The sequence below is a fragment of the Blautia sp. AF19-13LB genome (genome assembly GCF_003479105.1).
In the GTDB taxonomy this organism is placed as follows: Bacteria; Bacillota; Clostridia; order Lachnospirales; family Lachnospiraceae; genus Fusicatenibacter; species Fusicatenibacter saccharivorans.
On sequence record NZ_QUGO01000002.1, the window covers coordinates 70,668 to 90,204 of the forward strand.

Genomic DNA, 19,537 nt, shown 5'->3' on the forward strand with positions numbered 1-19,537 from the left:
TGCCGAAAATAGTTCGACTGTGACTTGCCTCATGTCAGTGGAGGATACCGATTTTTCTCCGCCCGCCACTTCCGTTATGTTTCTTTTAACAATTCATCCCACCGCTTTAGAAGCTGGGGACTTCTTGTCTACTGGTGTTAAATTCCGGCATGTACCGGAAGCTTTTCCCTATTATAGACTATTTTTCTCTGCGTGGCAAGCCGTGCCGGAAACAGGAAAAGCCCGCCGGTTTTTGTTTTCACATCTGCCGACGGGCTTTGGGGATTTTTTACGTATTCTGTTTTTTCGTCCGGGATCTGTTCAGGCTTCCTGCGGTGCGGCAAGATTGGCCACAATCCGCGCCACCTGGGCTATCTCTGGGATTTTTGTGTACTCGGCGCAGCTGTGTACCTGATTCATCGAGGTTGCGATGACAAGCCCTTCGATGCCGTGCTGTGCAAAGACGTTGTTGTCGCTGCCGCCGAAAGTTTTTTCGAATGCAGCGGTCAGGCCTTCTTCTGCAACGGCGCTCTCGTAATGCCTTGCGGCATCGCTTGTCAGCGGCGTCTCATACGCATGGATATTCAGCTTTTCTTCCCAGACCAGCTTCGCACCAATCTTCTCTGCTTCCTGCTGGAAGGTTCTGTGATATGTTTCCAGAAGCTCCATGGCCGTCTCGTGGTTCAGGCTTCGAATTTCGCCTTCGATCACGCAGCTTTCCGAAACGATGTTGGTACCGGAGCCGCCGCCGATTTTTCCGATGTTGGCAGTGGTGCTTTCATCCACGTGGCCCTGCGGAAGCTGTGCGATTGCGTGGGCGGCCGCCTGGATGCTGTTGATGCCGTCCTCCGGGTGGAAACCGGCGTGGGCGGCTTTTCCTCGGATTTTCGCCGCGAAGGAAACGAGTGTCGGTGCCGCGTAGGCGGCTGCACCGATCGCGCCGCTTAAATCCAGAACGTATGCTTCTTTTGCCTGCACCTGGCTGTAGTCAAAGGCATTTGCGCCTTTGCAGTACAGCTCCTCACCAGTCGAGATCAGGATTTCGATCGGGCGGTGCGGTATTTTGGTCTCGATGAGGTGGCGGACAGCTTCATAGATGGCTGTCACACCGGCGAGGTCGTCGGCGCCAAGAACCGTCGTGCCGTCGCTCGTTACGGTTCCATCCTCATGGGAGACGGCTTTTTTGCCTTTTGCAGGCTCAACAGTGTCCATGTGGGCCGCAAAGAGAACCGGGGCTCCTGCAAGGCTGCCCGGAATGCGCGCGAACAGATTGCCCGCATTGGAGCCGGTCTGCTCCTGCGTATGATCTTCTGTAAGCGTAACCCCGATTTCGGCGAATTTTATTTTTAAGGTGTCCGCCATCTCGCGCTCCTCTAAGGACGGCGAATCGATAGATACCAGCTCCGCAAAAAAATCAGCAATTCTTTTCTCATCTATCATAATCTTTTCTCCTACTCTTTGGCTGTGTCCGCAATTTAAATAACATACTCAGGCTGCGCCATAATATGCATCTTGCTGAAGAACTCCCGTGTTCTCTGATTCTGCGGATGCTCGAATACTTCTTTCGGTGTTCCGTCTTCTACTACGTGTCCTTTATCAAGGAAGATCACACGGTTCGACACATGGCGGATAAAGTTCATCTCATGGGAAACCAGAAGCATTGTATATCCCTGTGCCGCGACTTTTTTAATAACATCCAGAACCTCTCCAACCAGCTCCGGGTCAAGGGCTGAAGTCGGCTCGTCGAGCAGCAGAATCTGCGGTTTCATGGCGAGGGCTCTTGCGAGCGCCACCCTCTGCTGCTGTCCGCCGGACATATGTTTCGGATAGTGGTTTGCCCATTTCTCCATGCCGACCAGTTTCAGTTCTTCTAATGCAATGGCTCTGGCCTCGTCTTTTTTCATCTTCTTGACAACAATCAGGCCTTCCATCACATTTTCCAGTGCGGTTTTCTTCTCAAACAGATTGAACCGCTGGAACACCATTCCTGTGTTCTGTCTTAAATACAGAAGCTCTTTCGGTTTCCGCTCGGAAAGGCCGATCACCTTGTCCCCGATCGTCACCGTTCCCTTCTCCGGTGTCTCAAGGCGGTTGACGCAGCGCAGAAGCGTTGATTTTCCGGTTCCGGAAGGACCGATGATTCCCACAACATCGCCCTGTTTGATCTCGAGGCTGATGTCGTCGAGCACCACGTTGTCGTTATATTTTTTTGATAAATGATCAATTTTTATCATTTTTCTTACCCTCCCCGTTTGCGGACGCCAGCTCTACCTGGTCCGGAATCCGGATTTTATTTTCAATTACGCGGATAATCTGCTCGATCACCAGCGTTACCAGCCAGTAAATGATAGCCAGTGAAACGTAAACTTCAAAGTAGCGATACGTTCTTCCTCCAATAATCTGGCCCTGTGCGGTAATCTCGACAACGGCGCAGGTAAAGGCAAGAGACGTTCCTTTGATGATACTGATAAAAGAGTTTCCAAGGGTCGGAAGCGCAACCTCAAAGGCCTCCGGCAGAATGATGCGGCGCAGTGTCTGCGGATACGTCATGCCGAGTGCATGTGCTGCTTCGATCTGGCCCGGGTCAACGGACTGCAGGGCCGAACGGATAATCTCAGCCATAAAGCCCGACTGGTTCAGTCCCAGAGCGATCATCGCATAGACGAAACCGGAAATATTGGCAACCGCCAGATTCGTTCCGAACTGCTGGTTGATTGCCTTGAACATCATGGGAATACCAAAGAACGCAACATACAGCTGTACGATGACCGGCGTGCCGCGGAGCAGTGAAATCAGAAGATTCGTAATCTGCGTCAGCACTCTGATTTTTTTCATTTTGATGATCGCCATCACAAGTCCCAGTCCCAGTCCGATCAGCATAGAAACCACGGCCAGTTCCAGCGTGATCGGCAGCTTTGTCAGCAATTCTGGTATGGATGAAAATACCAGTGAAACGTCAAATAATTTTCCCATGATTTTTGTCCTTTCTTACACGTATTTTTCTACCAGTACACAGGTAAAGCCAATATTTTTCTTCGGCTTTTTCGGCTCTTCGTCTTTCTTCGGTGCATGGTGGTCGTATACCGACAGGTCAGCGTCCGGATTCAGTTTGTAGCCTAATTTCTCATAAAAGCCTGCGGCGCGGTCCTGGCTCGTGATGACGATGTGATCGACACCGTATTCTTTCAGCCATTTCTCAGCGGCTTCGACCAGTACGCGGCCGTATCCGCTTTTCTGTTTTTCTCTGACAACACAGACACGCTCGATTTTTCCTGTCTTTTCCGCCGGAAATGCGATGCGGCAGCCGGCTACCGGCTTGTGATCTTCTGTCACCAGAATCGCCTGCAGATCATCTTTGCTCTCGTCCTGTCCGAATTCCAGTTCAATCGGAATGTTCTGTCCGCAGCAGAACGCATCGGTTCTAACGTAATCATATGCTTTGTATTTCCACTCTTCGCTTCCCTTTTCTACCCGGTAAATTTCTGCCATGTTTTTCGCTCCTTTTGGAATCGGGAAACGGATGTTCTCGATCCGCTTCCCGTCTGTTTTGTAATCTCTTCTGTTTTTATTTCGAAAACGATATTCTAGTTTGGTGTCTCATCAAAGTATTTCTCGTCCGGGCTGGTGTCCACGCCGAGATACTCGGTTGTGATCTTGGAAAGAGTTCCGTCTTCTTTCATCTCTTTTAAGGCTTTGTCAACATCCTCGCGGAGTGCTGCGCCCTCTTCGTTCTTTCCAAACAGGAAGTAGGTATTGTTCTGCGGGAACAGGAAATCTTCGGTCTCCTCGTCGATCTCGTTTGCTTCCAGCTGACCTTCCAGTCCGAACTGCGGAAGCAGGTTGTCGATGATCGGTCCGTCGTCGATTGCCACATCAGCGGTTCCATCTACGATATGCTGGTAGCGGACCTGGAAGTTTGCATTGGAATATACGATATTGATCTGGTGATCCGGGTTGTCTGTATTCCATTTTTCCAGTGCATTTGCGGTAAGGCTTCCTGCACTCAGCTCAATTTTGTATCCGCGGTCTGCCAGATCGGTAAGAGAAGTCAGCGGCTCATCGCCGGTTCTCTGAATGTATTCGTTGAAGCTGGTTTTATATGGTAAAGAGAAGTAGTAGGATTCTGCTCTCTCATCGGTATATCCATAGTTGTTGACTGCGATGTCGTACTGACCGCTCAGCACACCCTGCAGTGCATCTGCCTGCTCAATTTTCAGTTCATACTGCGGAAGGCGGTTGAACACTTCTTTTACGATATCGATATCGACACCGGTCAGCTCGTTGTCATCATTTACGTAAAAGTACGGTGCCAGTGTGCCGCTTGTTACAGCTTTGATCACTTTTTTCTCACCGGAATCCGATGCGGAGCTGCCTTCTGCGGAAGATGATGCTGCGGAACCGCTGCTGCTTCCTGCATTTGCTGATGCATTGCTTCCGCATCCTGCAAAGCTTGCTGCCAAAAGGCCCGCCGCTGCCAATACTGCCCAGAATTTCTTTGTCTTTTTCATAATAAAATCCTCCTCATTTCCTCGTTCTTTTCAGTTCCGGCCGCACCCCGGCTGCCTGAGAGTGTTCCACCAGAGCGCTCCGGATTCTTCTGTCTTATCTCTTTATAAAAGTCCTTTCAGCGGATTAATCGATGCATCCACGGAAAGTACGCCGTTCTTCGGGTTTCTGTCTTCCCATTTCGGGCTGTTCCAGATGGTTTTTGAGATTTCTCCTGCGTAATCCTCGTAGGTCTCTCCCTCCGGATGGCGAAGGAATACTTCATCCGGTGTTTTGCTGAGTGTTCTTCTCGATCCATCGTCTTCCATCAGCTTCTCGAAATCTACTTTTGCAAGGATTCGTTCGTTGTATCCGCGGAAGAGAACCTCTCCTAATTTCTTTCCAGTTCTCGAAAGTGCCAGCACCTGCGGATCGCTTCCGTGACGGAAGGCCGGGATCGCATACAGCTCTTTTAAGTAGCCCCAGATATTTTTGTAATCACGAATCGGTTTCTTCACCGGTCCTACGTTGTGGAAGTAGCTGACATCCCAACGGATCAGAGTGACGTAAGCGCGGACATCGCTGTCGGTGATGTAGTCGCCGAACAGGAAACGGTTCGTCTCCAGCCGTTTGTCCAGCTTATCGAGGGATTCATAGAAATCTTCGTATGCCTCATCGTATGCTTCCGGTGACTGGCAGAATGCCATGCGGTAATGGCCGTTGTTGACATGCGGGAAGAGCCAGTCGTTAAACTCATCGATCTCTTTCCGGAATTTTTTCGGGTACAGGTCCGGCGCATCTTTTGGCTGGAATGGACGGAACTGCACTTCGAGGTAGTTCGTCAGGCGGTGATAATCGTTGTTCACAGCCTTTTTCTCTTTGACATCCACCAGGGTCGGTGTCGTTGCTCTTCCTTTGAAGTCCGGGTTTGCTCTTTTATAGAACTCACTTAAGAAGTAAGCGCCTGTCGCCGGATCCTTGAAATCCGGATACTGTCCGAATGCATGTCCGTAACGGTTTGTCTCGCCGGATGGAGAAACTCTCGTCTCCGAGATCACATCCTGCAGTCCTAAAAGCTCCCGCACGATGATCGGACGGTTGGACCAGTTGCATCCGGTTGCCCAGTAGATCCCGAAGCGGTTTGCTTCTGCTTTCAGGTCGCCTTCTTTATCGCCGAATGGCTGGATAAATGCATTTGGCTGACGGATGAAAGCGCCGCGCTCATCGATCTCTACAAGGGTTTCATTTGGTCTTGGGTCTACTCCGACTTCTGCTGCAAACTGTTCTGCCAGTGCATCTGTGTATTTGATTTCTTCGGTTTCTTTATTTTCAACTGGGGTGAAGCTGCATCCGCATCCGCTCATGTTTTTGTCCTCCGTTTTCTATGTCTGTTTATTATCTATTCTTATGTTGTTCATTCGCATTTCTTTTAAAAAAGGTTAAAAAAATAGCAGGCATTCGTTCCGGCCTGCCCGCACATGCAATTTCTGCTATGCTTTTTCTGCCTGCGAATGTTTCTTATTTTTCTTTATTCTGATTGGAGCTGCAGCAACAGAAACAACACATCTCCATCATTCTGTTCTCCTGCATTCGTCTGTTGTCTGTTTTTTTCATTTGCTGTTCTCCTTTCCCACTAAGTCGATATGTTTAATACGTTTCTCGATTACATGGCATATTATAATGCATATTTTTTCTATGTGCAACCCCTAAAACGCCTTTTGGTAATTGTTATTTCGATGAATCGATTATAGGTTTTTCCTATTGGTTAGTCATACCAGAAAGATATTACTTATCACACCTGTAGGCTGATTTTGCTTTTTCCCGGCCAACCGCCGCAACTTTTGCAATATGCTCAACAATTCTTGCCATGGCTTTTTTCTTAAGAAACGATACAATAAAAAGCAAAGAACACCACTTGCAAAATACAATGTACTCTCGGAATCTTTCTGTGCTCGTTTTTGTGAGATGATTTTCCGCCAGCTGCAAAGGCAAGTGCAGAAAGATTCCGAGAGTACATTACAAAATAAAGGAGAGTTTTTCTTATGGAAATGACATTTCGCTGGTATGGTTCCAAATTTGATACCGTTACCTTAGAGCAGATCCGCCAGATTCCGGGCGTAACCGGAGTCATCACAACACTGTACGACACTACCCCGGGCGAGGTGTGGACACGCGAAGCGATTCACGCGTTAAAAGAAGAGGTTGAGGCCTCTGGACTTCACATCTCCGGCATCGAGAGCGTCAACATCCACGACGCCATCAAAATCGGCAGCCCGGACCGTGAGCAGTACATCGATAATTATATTGAAACGTTAAAGCACCTCGGCAAGGAAGACATTCACCTTGTCTGCTATAACTTCATGCCGGTCTTCGACTGGACCAGAACAGAACTCGCACGCGTCCGTCCGGACGGCTCGACCGTACTTGCCTACAAACAGTCCGCCGTAGACGCACTTGTTCCGGAAAAAATGTTTGAATCTATCGCAGGTGATGCAAACGGCGCAATTCTTCCCGGCTGGGAGCCGGAGCGCATGGCAAAAGTGAAAGAGCTCTTTGACGCTTACCGCGATGTGGATGATGAGAAACTGTTTGCCAACCTCAAATACTTCCTCGAACGCATCATGCCGGTCTGCAACGAGTACGACATCAAAATGGCCATTCACCCGGACGACCCGGCATGGAGTGTCTTCGGTCTTCCGAGAATCATCATTAATAAAGAAAACATTCTGCGCATGATGAAGATGGTCGATGACCCGCACAACGGCGTGACCTTCTGCTCAGGTTCCTACGGAACAAACCTGGAAAACGATCTGCCGGATATGATCCGTTCCTTAAAGGGCCGCATCCACTTCGCTCACGTCCGCAATCTGAAATTCCACAGCCAGCAGGATTTCGAAGAGGCCGCACACCTTTCCTCTGACGGCAGCTTCGATATGTATGAGATCATGAAAGCGCTGTACGACATCGGCTTTGACGGCCCGATCCGCCCGGACCACGGACGTATGATCTGGGGCGAGAAGGCAATGCCGGGCTATGGACTGTATGACCGCGCACTCGGCGCGACTTATTTAAACGGACTCTGGGAAGCTATTGACAAGAATCACACACGTGGAATTTAAAGGAGATTTTTACTGATGTCTCTTAACTTAACAGCTGCCGGACTGGCAGATCACAAAGCGTGGGAAGCCGCAGGCTATGCGCTTCCATCCTATGACCGCGAAGCAATGATCACCCGCACGAAAGAATCTCCGTGCTGGGTGCATTTCGGAGCCGGAAATATTTTCCGTGCCTTCCAGGCAAATACAGCACAGGAACTGCTGAACAACGGTACCTTTGACCGCGGTGTCATCGTTGCGGAGGGCTTCGATACAGAAATCATCCGTGATATGTACCAGCCGCACGATAATTTAAGCATTCTGGTGACCTTAAAAGCCGATGGTTCTGTCGAGAAAACCGTTGTTGGAAGCATCGCAGAATCGCTGGCTGCCGATACGGCGGATTCTCCGGATTTTGCCCGGTTAAAAGAAATCTTTACCAAGGATTCCCTGCAGATGGCGACGTTTACGATCACCGAAAAGGGATATTCCCTGAAAAACGGTGCGGGCGAACTGCTGCCGTCTGTTGCTGCCGATTTTGCTGCCGGACCTTCTTCCGTTACCAGCTATATGGGAAAAGTTGCTTCTCTTTTATATGAAAGATTTCTTGCAGGCGAAAAACCGTTTGCGATGGTCAGCACCGACAACTGCTCCCACAATGGCGAAAAACTTTCCCTTGCCCTGACAGCCTACGCTTCTGCATGGGAAGAAAACAAGCTGGTACAGCCAGGCTTCCTCTCCTATCTGCAGAACCCGGAAAAAGTCAGCTTCCCGTGGACCATGATCGACAAGATCACCCCGCGGCCGGATGGTTCCATCGAAAAGATACTCGAGGAGAACGGCCTCGCTGATGCACAGTCGATCGTCACCTCCCGCCACACCTACGTTGCTCCGTTCGTCAATGCAGAGGAATGCCAGTACCTCGTAGTCGAAGATCATTTCCCGAACGGACGGCCGCCGTTAGAAAAGAGCGGATGGATCTTTACCGACCGGGAAACTGTCAACAAAACAGAGCGCATGAAGGTCTGCACCTGCCTGAACCCGCTGCACACCGCACTCGCTGTGTTCGGCTGCCTGCTGGACTACGAACTGATCAGTGAGGAGATGAAAAATCCGGTACTGAAAAAGCTCGTGGAGCGCATCGGATATATCGAAGGACTTCCGGTTGTCACCGATCCTGGTATTCTCTCTCCGAAGCAGTTTATCGATGAAGTGCTGAACATCCGCATCCCGAATCCGTTTATGCCGGATACGCCGCAGCGAATTGCAACCGATACGTCACAGAAGCTGTCGATCCGGTTCGGTGAGACGATCAAATCGTATCTTGCTTCTCCGGAGCTGTCACTCTCGGATCTTCAGGCAATTCCGGCTGTATTTGCGGGATGGCTGCGGTATCTGATGGGCGTGGATGACAACGGTGATGCATTTGATCTGAGCCCGGATCCGCTGCTTGCCACGGTCCGCCCGTATGTGCAGGATCTGAAACTCGGCGCACCGGCTGACCGCGAGACCCTTTCCAAAACTCTGGCTCCGCTGCTCTCCGATGCTTCGATTTTCGGTGTGGATCTGATTTTCGCCGGACTTTCTGACCGTGTGCTGAATGCTTTTGTCTCGATGCTTCAGGGACCTGGCGCTGTGGCAGATACGCTTGCTGCGCTGACTGCTCAATTCTAAAAGGGAGGTATTTCCATATGAAACCTTTTATGGACGCTGACTTTCTGCTGCAGACCGATACGGCGAAAACGCTGTACCACGAGGCAGCTGAAAAAATGCCCATTTTTGACTATCACAACCATCTGAATCCGCAGGAGATTCTCGAAGACCGCCAGATGGAGAATCTGACACGCGTCTGGCTCGGCGGGGATCATTATAAATGGCGTGCCATGCGTGCGATGGGCTTTTCGGAGGATCTGATCACCGGAAACGCCGATGATTACGACAAATATCTGGCGTTTGCCAAGACGATTGAGAACGCGATCGGCAATCCTTTATACCACTGGACACATCTGGAGCTGCAGCGGTACTTCGGCATCACGACACCGCTCTCCCGCGCAACAGCGAAGGAGATCTGGGATGAGGCGAATGCAAAACTGCAGACGAAGGAGTTTACCGTGCGCAATCTGATTCTGAACCAGCATGTGTCGCATCTGTGCACCACCGACGATCCTGCAGATGATCTGCACTGCCATCTGGCATTACAGAAGGAATACTTTGCCTGCCGCGTTCTGCCGTCCTTCCGCCCGGACCGCGCCGTTCATCTCGAAAAGCCGGATTTCCCGGAATACGTGGAAAAGCTTGCCGCTGCCGCCGGCAGGACGATTGCATCCGCAGAGGATATGGTGCATGCCCTCTCCTGCCGCCTCGACTTCTTCCTCTCCGCCGGCTGCGTTGTCAGCGACCACAGCCTTGAGGGCTGCTTCTATGTGCCATGCACGGCTGCTGAGGCGAATGATGTATTTGAAAATCGCATGAACGGCAGTGCTCTCACTGAAAAAGAGCTCGGCATGTACAAGGGCTTCCTTCTGACGAACCTCGGACGGCTGTATCATAAGCACAATATCGCCATGCAGCTTCATATCAAAGCACTCCGTAACAACTCGAAGCGGATGTTCCGTGCGCTCGGTGCCGATACCGGCTTTGACAGCATGAACGATTTCGCCTTTGCCCCGATGCTCGGCGCTTTCTTAAACGATATGGACGAGGACGACGCACTGCCGAAAACTGTGCTCTACTCTCTGAACCCGGGCGACAACCCGATGCTTGCAAGCATGGCTGGAAACTTTGCTGCGCCTGGCATCCGCTCGAAAGTGCAGTTCGGTACCGCATGGTGGTTCAACGATCACAAATACGGCATGGAATCCCAGCTTGCGACGCTTTCCAGCATCGGCATGCTCTCCACCTTCATTGGCATGCTGACCGACTCCCGCAGCTTCCTCTCCTTCCCGCGCCACGAATATTTCCGCCGGATTCTCTGCAATCAAATCGGAAACTGGGTGGAAAACGGGGAGTACCCGGCGAACCTGGAGTTTCTGAAAGAGATGGTGGAAAATATCAGCTACAACAATGCGGTTTCGTATTTCCTGTGATTTTCGCATGCCTTATTGACAATTATTCCCACATACCGTACAATAAAAGGGATTACTGATCAACGAAAGGATTACAGAAACATGGACGACTCAGGCAGTATGCCTCGACGATGCTTTATTTTCATCATTTGATAAACGGAGACATAATCTATCTTTGATTCCGCCAGATTCAAGATAGGTTATGTCTTTTTGTACATTTTTTGCATCGTGTCCCGGTTTCCTAAGAAAGGAAAAACAAATGAACAGCGACATTGTGTCACTCATCATCATTCTTATCTGCGTCATGCTCTCAGCCTACTTTTCGGCGACGGAGACTTCCTTCACCTCGCTGAACCGCATCCGCATGAAAAATATGGCAGAAAAAGGCGACAAGCGGGCGGAACTGGTGTTAAAGCTGCTGGAGAACTTTGACAAGCTGCTCTCCACGATTCTCGTCGGCAACAACATCGTCAACATCGGACTCAGCTCCCTTGCCACGGTGCTTTTTATCAAGCTTCTCGGCGGCGACTCCGGTGCGACGGTTTCCACGATCGTAACCACTATCGTGGTCCTGATCTTCGGCGAAGTTTCCCCGAAAAGCATTGCAAAAGAATCTCCGGAGACGATCGCCAAATTTTCCGCACCGTTTCTCCACATTCTGATGATCGTGCTGACCCCGGTGACGTTTTTCTTTTCCCAGTGGAAGAAGCTGCTCTCCCGCATCTTCAAATCCTCGGAAAACCACGGCATCACCGATGAGGAACTGATGACCATCGTCGAGGAGGCGACCCAGGAGGGCGACATCGACGATCAGGAAGGCGATCTGATTCAGAATGCAATCGGCTTCATGGAGATGGAGGCCGCAGAGATCTTTACTCCGCGTGTCAACGTCATCGGCATTCCGCTCGATGCGACGAAATCCGAGATCGCTAAGACTTTCTCCGACACCGGATTTTCCCGGCTGCCGGTGTATGATGATGATATCGACCACATTGTGGGAATTGTGTATCAGAAGGATTTCCACAACCACATTTACCACACCAACAAACCGCTAAGCAGCATCATCCGCCCGGCGCTCTTTGTAACCGAGAATACGAAGGTCGGCCCGCTGCTGAAAAAAATGCAGGCGAAGAAATCGCATATTGCCATTATCATTGATGAATTCGGCGGCACCGACGGTATCATCACCATGGAAGATATCCTCGAAGAGCTCGTCGGCGAAATCTGGGATGAGCATGATGCGGTTGTACAGGAAATCCAGAAAGTTTCCGAAAACGAATACCTCGTGACCGGAACGGCAAGCATCGACAAGGTGTATGAAGAGCTCGATATTGACAAAGAATTTGACGTCTTTACGGTCAGCGGATGGATCATGGGGATCCTCGAGCGCGTGCCAAAGGAAGGCGATCATTTCGTCTCGGATGGCCTCGACGTAACCGTACTGAAAATGGCAGACCGGAGAGTCGACAAGGTACGGATCGTGCGGCTGCCGAAGGATGAAAATGAACAGTAAGTAATTTACAAACAAAAACGGATCGAAAATCTGGTTTTAAGTTCAGATTCTCGATCCGTTTTTCTTGTCCTATTGTATTTTCTTCTCCACCCGGTACTTCTTCGGCGATATTCCATAGCGCTCTTTGAAAATCCGATGGAAATAACTCATGTTCTCATACCCGACCCGCTCGCCGATGTCTGCCACGGAAAGTCCCGTCGTTTCCAACAGATACGCGGCCTGGGTCAGGCGTTTGTTCTGAACGAGTTCGGTGTAGTTTTTCCCGGTCAGGCGGCGGATCATGCGGCTTAAGGTGTAAAAATCGTAGTGCAGTTCTTCCGCCAGTTCCGAAAGGCTGCCCTCCCGGTAATGTTCCTCGATATAGCGGTATACGCCGAGCAGCATCTCCTGTTCAAAATACTGCTCTCCCACCTGCACGCGTTCGGTGTAGTTCATGAGCTGCAGGAATAAAAGGCCCATCGTAATCTGATTGATGCTCCGCTTATTGCTCTGGTGATGTAAGAGCGTCCAGACGAGATTTTCGATCAGATTCTGCACCGGAAGGACATCCGCGATTCTGTAATGCAGATAACAGAGCGGTACCTCCCCGCTTTTCAGACAGCCGACGATAAAATCCTTTAACTGATTCTCCTCTGCCCCGATCATTCGCAGCGTCTGGTCAAAAAACTCCGGCAGAATCAGAAAGTTGACCGCGATATCGCCACGCCCTGCCGGTTCAATTTCCTGCACTGCATTCTGATTCAGAATCAGCAGCTCACCCGTTTTCAGCTCGATCCGGTCCCCGTTGATGGTGTGTACGGTGCTTCCCTGGCACATGTAGATCATCTCGACATAATTGTGGCTGTGCGCCGGAAAACGAATAAACCGCGTGTGCGGCCGAATATCAATCAATTTTCCCCGCTTCAGCAGCTTTCCCGCATCCATCACAAACTTCTGCCCGCTCGAATACCGCTCCTTTTCCACTTCCGTCTTGCCGTCCAGAATCGCCTGTTCCTCCTCCGTAATCCGGGACAGGTCTGCTATAATTTCCTGTTTCACGATTATTCCTCACATTTTTCACGTTTTTTCTGCTTTCTATTATATTCCATTCTGGTGCAAATAAGCAATGTACTTTTTCTTCTCACTTTCTGATAAATATTCCTTTCCTACGCATCAAAACAGCAAGTGCTGCACTGCCAAGTGAAACGTAACGAAGATTCTCTCTTTACAATTTCACTTTCTTAAAGTATACTTTAAGAAGTTATTCTACTATTCAAACTCTATCGTTCAAGGAGGTTTTTCCATGGAACAGCAGACCTACACCATTCGTGAAATGTCCGAGCGTTTTGGACTTCCGGCCTCTACGCTTCGTTATTATGAGGAGATCGGGCTTTTGACAGATGTCATTCATACCGAAAGCAAGAAACGAATTTACACCCAGCAGCACATTAACTGCATGACCGCAATTCTCTGCTTCAAGCGCACCGGTCTTCCGATTGCGGGGATTCAGGAGTTTTTCCGGCTTGAGGATGATATCCCGGGAAATATTGACCAGATGGTTGCCATTCTCGAGGAACATGAGCAGAATACACGCGAGAAAATCGAGCGCATGGAATCTGATCTCGAGCATATTCAGCAGAAAGTGCGGTATTACAGCGCGGTTCGCGATGCGATTAAAAATGGGGATGAAATGCCGTCGTGGGATTCCTGCGGCTGTGAGGAGAAGGCGCAGTAGATATCTCTCCAGGCTTTTCCGCCGCAGACACACACAAGTTTCAAAAGAGCAGGTAAGAAAAGGGACCAACATCCACTTTTCTTACCTGCTCTTCTTATTTTTTCTATCACCTTTTCCCTTCATACCCGGAATTTTTTCTGCATTTCCCGCATAAAATCTTTTCCGCGGAAAAAAAACAGCCCGATCAGATACAGCACACTAAGGCCCACGCAGATCACGGACGGCCAGGTAATGCGGACAGTTCCCGTCAGCCACAAAATCGCCGGAACGATTCCTGCTGCTCCGGACTGCATCAGATAAAAAAGATATTCACTGACCTCCATTTTGTACGCTCTTGCCAGAATCTGCATCGTCGCGCCATTCATAAGAACGGCGAGCGGAATTGCGAAATCGACAGACCAGCCGATCCAGCCCGTCGCATAATCCCACAGAATCGCACCGATCATAATAAAGATCAATTGCCACATACTGTTTTTGAGTGGATTTTTCCGTTTCTGATATCCCACCCGGATCAGAAGCCAGGCGCAGAACACACCCGCTGTCGCATAACCTGCCCACCACATCTGCGGCGTTGCAAGGAAATTCATCATCCAGCAGAGTACGACAGCCGCGATGCAGGTGAAAGAAAAAATTTTCAATCCCAGTTTGGCCGTCCCGTGCGGCTGTTCTTTCTGTCCCGGAAAATCATTTTCCTCCTGTTCACAGGCGATGCCCTCTTTCTGCAGCAGATGCATCAGGTTCCGTTCAATATTGGAATCAGCGATTTTAGATGTGATTCCAAGCACCATGCTGTCACCGTAGGAACAGGAACACATCTGTACTTTGTCGGTGCTGGTGAAAAATCCGAACCGCTCAATATATGTTTCATACTCCGGCGGCATCTGAATCCGGCCGATATTGGAATAGACGGTCGTAATGCTTCGTCCGCCGAGCGTCGTGCCCGCCATCAGCGCCAGATTTTTGATTTCCAGCGGCACGGCGCGCAGCACCGGATTCCGCTCAATCCGCACCAGATCGTTCATACGTGTGGAAATCTCCTGCTTCAGCGCCTCTTTCTGCATCGCGGCTCCCGTGATCTGCAGGGCATCCTCAAACGATGCCTCCGGCCCAAGATCACAGGCAATCTCGATCCAGCTCCAGAAATTCGTCATCGATGCGGATGGGAAAAAGTTACGCAAGTTGGCTGGAACCATCAGAGAAACCGGCTTTTTCAGCCTGCTTTTCGGGATTTCTTCATATACCGCATATACCAGCGCCGCCGCAAGGTACGCCGTCACCGACACGCCATGTGCTTTTGCGCACTTATGAACTGCTTCCGCGGAAAGCAGAATCTCAGTAATTTCCATCTCCTCCTGCTCCAGATACTCGCCTTTGATCTGGTATGCCGGGCGGCTTTTTTCTTTTTCATTTTTCTTTCCGGTGTAATACTGTGAAAAGCTGTCCTCCTCGAAATCTGTCTCTGTCAGCATGTCTTCGCTGACCTTTGAAAAGATTTCCTCGGGATGACACAAGATCAGATAATTGCTCACCAGTTCTTTCAGAAACAGCATCGCACCGGTGCCGTCTGTCAGGGCATGGAATACTTCGAAATTGATTCGGGTTTTATAGTAAGAAACCTGGAAAAGAAGCGTTTTGTGGTCGGGTACGTAAATCTCACTGCACGGCGGACGCTTTTCCTCTTCTACTTTTGCTGGCAGATCGCGCTGCTCCAGATAAAACCAGAAAAGACCTTTCCGCAGTACCATGGAAAACACCGGATAATGCTCCATTGTCTGCTCCAGCGCTTTCTGCAGCAGATCCGCCTGGATGTCCTCTTTCAGCTGGCAGTAAAACCGGAAGACTCTCGTATCCTTTTTTCCGGTGGCCGCCGGAAATGCCTGTGCCGCGTTGTCCAGCTTTCTCCAGCGCGAAGAATGTTCTTTCTTCATTTTCTATGCCTCCTTACGCCTTCCCGTGTGTCAATTGTTTCTTCACTGCTGCTATGTTTTCCAGTTCTTCGTCTGCATTTTTCTGCTGTTTTTCTTTCCTTAAAAATGCATTCATATACTGAAAACTTTCCTGCACATATAGGTGTTCAATGCCAAGCGCAAAATAGCCGTGCAATGCGCCCTTGATCCGATGATGTTCAACCAGATTGCCAGCCCTTTTCAGCTTTTTCGCATAATCCTCGCCCTCATCGCGCAGCGGATCGTACTGCGCCGTCAGTACCAGCGTGTCCGGCAGTCCCTGCAGATTTTCTGCCAGTACCGGTGCAAAGTACGGATTTTTGCGGTCTTCTTCGGTCCGCTGATACAGAATTACATAATCTTCCATTTTGACACTGGTCAGAAGGTATCCGGTTCCATTGGTTTTCACGGATTTGTACGGTGATTTCTCTGTGTAACAGGAATTCACCGCCGGATAAATCAAAATCTGTTTCCCCGGCAGCAGTTCTTTTTTGTCCCTCGCCATCAGGCAGACCGCAGCCGCAAGATTTCCTCCTGCGCTGTCGCCCATGATCGTGACATTTTCCGGCGTTACCTCCGGCAGAATCTCCCCGCGCAGCATTGCCTGGGCGGCGGCGTAGCAGTCTTCTAAGCCTGTCGGGAAACGATGCTCCGGTGCAAGACGGTATTCTACCGATACAACAATCTGCCCCGTCGACTGCGCCATGCGTGCGCAGACACGGTCGTATGTCTCCACACTCTCGGTTGTCCAGCCGCCGCCATGGAAGAACAGAATCGCTTCTTTTGCACCATGCTCCTCCATTTTTTCATCCGGGAAGAACAGCCGAATCGGAACCTTGTAGTCCCCATTATATATTTCCATATCCAATTTTCGCAGAAAAATACGGATCGGATCCAGCTTCTTGATATCGGCAAGCCGACGGGCGGATTCTACTTCAATTCCGCCGTAGGACAATACATTTAAAATGGCTTTGACTGCTTTTTTCATTCACTCTCTCCTCTGTTGCTATTTTTCTGCTTCTGTTTTTCGTCTAGTTGCAATGTACTGCTTCAAAAATTCATACATCTGCTCATCGGTCGGTGGGCAGCCTTTCAGATTGTATTTAAACCCTGAAGTACAACTTCCCACACCAAGCACCCCGCTCTTTCCCCGGTATCCCTGCCCGATGCAGATTTTTTCGTGGAGTTCCTGCAGCAGTCCTTCCTCCTTCAGCCGGTCGAGCGCCGGGATCAGATAGCCGTAGCAGGCACTGCAGGACTCAACTTCCTCTACGGCATCCTGCAGTTCCACGATCTTCCGTTTTTCCGGAATCACTCTTTTTTCACCAATTTCGCCAATTTGGCGGATTGAAAGCCGTGTGAGATCAGCGCTGCCCACGCCCAACTCTTCTGCCATTTTGACATACGGGACATCTTCTGGCTTATAATGCAGTTCCGCGCAGACATATGCATCGATCAACACCGGATCTAACCCAGCGAAAAGGCGATTCATGATAAACGGATTACCGCCATCCTCAAAGTCAAGGTCTCCGCAGATATTATCCACCAAAATAAAATCCTGATGAATCCCAAGCCCCAGATGCGCAATTGGCCGATGAAGTCCCATGGCATGAAAATGACGTTTTTCTTTATTCGGCAAGAGACCTTTCATGTTTTTCAGTGCGCAGGTAATTTTAGTCTGGCAATGGCCTTTCATGACCGGGACATTGATCATAAAATCCACCTTTTTCGCACATTCGCAAATCTGAAGTTCCATATCACCACACTGCACCGGCATGCTTTTTTCCTTCTGCGCATCGATAAGCGGAACGCCGTACTGTTCCGAAAGCATACGGTATCCACAGACCTCAAACGATTCCTCTGTCTTATCCCCGACCCAGGAACCTTCCATGATTTGAAGGTTGGTAAATCCGTTTTCCTGAAGATATTCGATGATCCCCGCAACCACCTCCGGATGTGTCGTCCCTCCAAACTCCGCCGGGACAGGTGCTACCAGATTTGGCTTAATACCGATGAGACTGACCCTCGAAGGAATGAGCGTAGCTAAGGCACATTCGTTCAAAAGCTGTTTTGTCATTTCTTTATATTCCATTCCCTGTATCTGGATAATTTCGTTTTTATTCATTTAGTATTGCGGCCCCTTTATTCTGATTTGATTTTTTCTGACATTCGATATTCTTTAGTATATAATAGTTACTGCTTTCTTTCAACTCATCCAAAAACAAAATCATTTCCTGTGAACTGTAACCATTCCCGTCAGCTCCAGCTTCATAGAAAATTAAGCACTGTATGCTTGTAAGATTTCCAATCGCATTGTATAATAAATGGAAAACGGTACACAGAAAAAGTACCTCATCAGAAAGGAACTGTCATGAGTTTTGAAGATGATTTAAAGGATGTCGGCGACAGTATTGGAAAGCTTGTGGATAACGCTGTGAATTCTCAGGATTTTCAGGAATTAAACCGGAAGATTTCAGACACCATCAACCAGTTTGTCTACCCCAACCGGAAGGGACCATTCCGTGCAAATGGCACACAGGAGCCGTCCCGCGGCTATTCCGCAGATACTTCCTACAGCAGCCAGTATTCTTCCCATAATAATACAGCGCAGCAGACCGGACCGCATCACTATTCCTACGGGCCGGGAGGCACGATGCCGGGTAAGAGCGCGAACCCGGTTCCCAAACCTTCCCATACCTGGCAGACCTCCCAGAATACGGAATGGAACAGCCGCATACAAGAACGCCGTGTACTGCGCGAGCGCTTTATGCCATCCACCGATCTTGCACTTGTCGGCGGATTTCAGACGGCCGCCGGCTGGGGTGTCACCGGACTGTTCGGCTGCTGCACAGCGCTTAGTCTCTATTCCTTATTTGCAGGTCCAGACAACAGCGCGCTGATTCCTTCTCTTATTTTTGCCGCATTTACCATCGGCGGCGGCATTCTTCTGAAAAAGGGAAGTAAAAACCGGCGTCTGGTCCGCCATTTCCGCCAGATCTGTACGCTGATCGGCACAAAGGAATATATTTCCACGAAAGAACTCTGCGACAGTATGCACTGTGAGAAAGGTGAGCTTCTGACCGATATTACGACCATGATTGATAAATCCATGCTGCGCCAGGGCCACCTCGACGAGAATGGTACCTGTCTGATGGTAACAAATGACTGCTACGACCAGTACCGCGCAATGCTCGCCAGCCAGAAGGAACAGCAGATTGCTGAGCAGAAAGCACGTGAACAGCTGGAGGCCTCCGGTGTAACGCCGGAATACCAGCAGATGCTGGAAGAATGTGAATCTTATATTCAGAAGATCCATCAGTGCAACCTGGATCTGCCGGGTGAAGTCATCACAGCCAAGCTGAGCCGTCTCGAAACGGTTGTTACCCGGATTCTCGAGGAGGCAAAAAAGCGCCCAAAAGAAGCCGCCGCCCTGCGGAAATTTATGGATTACTATATGCCGACAACCTGGAAGCTGCTCGACGCTTACCGTTCCTTTGAGAACGAACCAATTCAAAGCGACAATATCCTCCGAACCAAGAAGGAAATCGAGGACACACTGGATACCATCAATGCCGCATTCGAAAAGCTGCTTGATGATCTGTTCCAGACAACGGCATGGGATATTTCTTCTGATATCTCTGTTCTGCAGACGATGCTGGCGCAGGAGGGACTGACAAATCAGGCAGGTCCGTCAAAGCAGGATATTGAGCCGCTTCACATGTAACTATTCAAAGCTATAC

Annotated in this window: 16 protein-coding genes; 6 read left to right on the forward strand and 10 right to left on the reverse strand. The window is 49.8% G+C overall.

What is annotated here, in order from left to right:
- Positions 1-300 precede the first annotated feature (300 nt).
- The 6 genes from DWX32_RS02605 to DWX32_RS02630 all read right to left on the reverse strand — a co-directional run bounded on the left by DWX32_RS02605 (position 301) and on the right by DWX32_RS02630 (position 5,828).
- Entirely contained in the window at positions 301-1,419 is a 1,119-nt protein-coding gene (locus tag DWX32_RS02605) for a M20/M25/M40 family metallo-hydrolase (protein ID WP_243037539.1), read from the reverse strand.
- A gap of 35 nt (positions 1,420-1,454) precedes the next feature.
- A complete protein-coding gene (locus DWX32_RS02610) occupies positions 1,455-2,213 on the reverse strand; it encodes an amino acid ABC transporter ATP-binding protein (protein ID WP_022462084.1) in 759 nt (252 codons plus the stop codon).
- Positions 2,200-2,952, reverse strand: coding sequence for an amino acid ABC transporter permease (locus DWX32_RS02615; protein WP_022462083.1), 753 nt, complete (start codon positions 2,950-2,952; stop codon positions 2,200-2,202). Before DWX32_RS02615 ends, DWX32_RS02610 begins: the two co-directional genes overlap by 14 nt.
- 15 nt (positions 2,953-2,967) lie before the next feature.
- A complete protein-coding gene (locus DWX32_RS02620) occupies positions 2,968-3,468 on the reverse strand; it encodes a GNAT family N-acetyltransferase (RefSeq protein WP_118659203.1) in 501 nt (166 codons plus the stop codon).
- A gap of 95 nt (positions 3,469-3,563) precedes the next feature.
- Positions 3,564-4,487 (reverse strand): transporter substrate-binding domain-containing protein, encoded by a 924-nt coding sequence (locus tag DWX32_RS02625; protein WP_055264864.1) that lies wholly within the window; start codon positions 4,485-4,487, stop codon positions 3,564-3,566.
- A gap of 102 nt (positions 4,488-4,589) precedes the next feature.
- Entirely contained in the window at positions 4,590-5,828 is a 1,239-nt protein-coding gene (locus DWX32_RS02630) for a glutathione S-transferase C-terminal domain-containing protein (protein WP_118659204.1), read from the reverse strand.
- Between the two features lie 678 nt (positions 5,829-6,506).
- Here DWX32_RS02630 and uxuA point away from each other — a divergent pair.
- The 4 genes from uxuA (at position 6,507) to DWX32_RS02655 (ending at position 12,137) form a co-directional block, all read left to right on the forward strand.
- Positions 6,507-7,583: a mannonate dehydratase gene (gene uxuA / locus DWX32_RS02640; protein WP_118659206.1), complete on the forward strand. Its 1,077-nt coding sequence runs from the start codon at positions 6,507-6,509 to the stop codon at positions 7,581-7,583.
- 15 nt (positions 7,584-7,598) lie between these two features.
- On the forward strand, positions 7,599-9,233 hold the full coding sequence (locus DWX32_RS02645) for a mannitol dehydrogenase family protein (protein WP_118659207.1): 1,635 nt from the start codon (positions 7,599-7,601) through the stop codon (positions 9,231-9,233).
- A 17-nt stretch (positions 9,234-9,250) separates the two neighbouring features.
- A complete protein-coding gene (uxaC, locus tag DWX32_RS02650) occupies positions 9,251-10,645 on the forward strand; it encodes a glucuronate isomerase (RefSeq protein ID WP_118659208.1) in 1,395 nt (464 codons plus the stop codon).
- 238 nt (positions 10,646-10,883) lie between these two features.
- The gene (locus DWX32_RS02655; protein ID WP_117509487.1) at positions 10,884-12,137 is read left to right on the forward strand and encodes an HlyC/CorC family transporter; all 1,254 of its coding nucleotides are present in this window, start codon (positions 10,884-10,886) and stop codon (positions 12,135-12,137) included.
- A 69-nt stretch (positions 12,138-12,206) separates the two neighbouring features.
- On the opposite strand, the gene DWX32_RS02660 is transcribed toward DWX32_RS02655, so the two are convergent.
- The gene (locus tag DWX32_RS02660; RefSeq protein ID WP_118659209.1) at positions 12,207-13,175 is read right to left on the reverse strand and encodes an AraC family transcriptional regulator; all 969 of its coding nucleotides are present in this window, start codon (positions 13,173-13,175) and stop codon (positions 12,207-12,209) included.
- A gap of 244 nt (positions 13,176-13,419) precedes the next feature.
- On the opposite strand from DWX32_RS02660, the gene DWX32_RS02665 reads away from it, so the two are divergent.
- Positions 13,420-13,851, forward strand: coding sequence for a MerR family transcriptional regulator (locus DWX32_RS02665; protein WP_118659210.1), 432 nt, complete (start codon positions 13,420-13,422; stop codon positions 13,849-13,851).
- A 119-nt stretch (positions 13,852-13,970) separates the two neighbouring features.
- On the opposite strand, the gene DWX32_RS02670 is transcribed toward DWX32_RS02665, so the two are convergent.
- The 3 genes from DWX32_RS02670 to DWX32_RS02680 are packed head-to-tail and all read right to left on the reverse strand — an operon-like array spanning position 13,971 to position 17,922.
- The gene (locus DWX32_RS02670; RefSeq protein ID WP_055227317.1) at positions 13,971-15,779 is read right to left on the reverse strand and encodes a DUF6320 domain-containing protein; all 1,809 of its coding nucleotides are present in this window, start codon (positions 15,777-15,779) and stop codon (positions 13,971-13,973) included.
- A gap of 13 nt (positions 15,780-15,792) precedes the next feature.
- Positions 15,793-16,785 carry an alpha/beta hydrolase gene (locus tag DWX32_RS02675; RefSeq protein WP_117761068.1) on the reverse strand — a complete coding sequence of 331 codons (993 nt, stop codon included), beginning with the start codon at positions 16,783-16,785 and terminating at the stop codon, positions 15,793-15,795.
- 18 nt (positions 16,786-16,803) lie between these two features.
- Positions 16,804-17,922 carry a DUF362 domain-containing protein gene (locus DWX32_RS02680; protein ID WP_118659211.1) on the reverse strand — a complete coding sequence of 373 codons (1,119 nt, stop codon included), beginning with the start codon at positions 17,920-17,922 and terminating at the stop codon, positions 16,804-16,806.
- Positions 17,923-18,168: 246 nt separating this feature from the next.
- On the opposite strand from DWX32_RS02680, the gene DWX32_RS02685 reads away from it, so the two are divergent.
- Positions 18,169-19,521 (forward strand): 5-bromo-4-chloroindolyl phosphate hydrolysis family protein, encoded by a 1,353-nt coding sequence (locus tag DWX32_RS02685; protein ID WP_118659212.1) that lies wholly within the window; start codon positions 18,169-18,171, stop codon positions 19,519-19,521.
- The last annotated feature ends 16 nt before the right edge of the window (positions 19,522-19,537 follow it).

Excerpts from the sequence above, each read along its gene's own strand:
- DWX32_RS02605 (WP_243037539.1), bottom strand. The coding sequence starts at position 1,419 with ATGATAGATGAGAAAAGAATTGCTGATTTTTTTGCGGAGCTGGTATCT.
- DWX32_RS02610 (WP_022462084.1), bottom strand. The coding sequence starts at position 2,213 with ATGATAAAAATTGATCATTTATCAAAAAAATATAACGACAACGTGGTG.
- DWX32_RS02615 (WP_022462083.1), bottom strand. The coding sequence starts at position 2,952 with ATGGGAAAATTATTTGACGTTTCACTGGTATTTTCATCCATACCAGAA.
- DWX32_RS02620 (WP_118659203.1), bottom strand. The coding sequence starts at position 3,468 with ATGGCAGAAATTTACCGGGTAGAAAAGGGAAGCGAAGAGTGGAAATAC.
- DWX32_RS02625 (WP_055264864.1), bottom strand. The coding sequence starts at position 4,487 with ATGAAAAAGACAAAGAAATTCTGGGCAGTATTGGCAGCGGCGGGCCTT.
- DWX32_RS02630 (WP_118659204.1), bottom strand. The coding sequence starts at position 5,828 with ATGAGCGGATGCGGATGCAGCTTCACCCCAGTTGAAAATAAAGAAACC.
- uxuA (WP_118659206.1), top strand. The coding sequence starts at position 6,507 with ATGGAAATGACATTTCGCTGGTATGGTTCCAAATTTGATACCGTTACC.
- DWX32_RS02645 (WP_118659207.1), top strand. The coding sequence starts at position 7,599 with ATGTCTCTTAACTTAACAGCTGCCGGACTGGCAGATCACAAAGCGTGG.
- uxaC (WP_118659208.1), top strand. The coding sequence starts at position 9,251 with ATGAAACCTTTTATGGACGCTGACTTTCTGCTGCAGACCGATACGGCG.
- DWX32_RS02655 (WP_117509487.1), top strand. The coding sequence starts at position 10,884 with ATGAACAGCGACATTGTGTCACTCATCATCATTCTTATCTGCGTCATG.
- DWX32_RS02665 (WP_118659210.1), top strand. The coding sequence starts at position 13,420 with ATGGAACAGCAGACCTACACCATTCGTGAAATGTCCGAGCGTTTTGGA.
- DWX32_RS02670 (WP_055227317.1), bottom strand. The coding sequence starts at position 15,779 with ATGAAGAAAGAACATTCTTCGCGCTGGAGAAAGCTGGACAACGCGGCA.
- DWX32_RS02675 (WP_117761068.1), bottom strand. The coding sequence starts at position 16,785 with ATGAAAAAAGCAGTCAAAGCCATTTTAAATGTATTGTCCTACGGCGGA.
- DWX32_RS02680 (WP_118659211.1), bottom strand. The coding sequence starts at position 17,922 with ATGAATAAAAACGAAATTATCCAGATACAGGGAATGGAATATAAAGAA.
- DWX32_RS02685 (WP_118659212.1), top strand. The coding sequence starts at position 18,169 with ATGAGTTTTGAAGATGATTTAAAGGATGTCGGCGACAGTATTGGAAAG.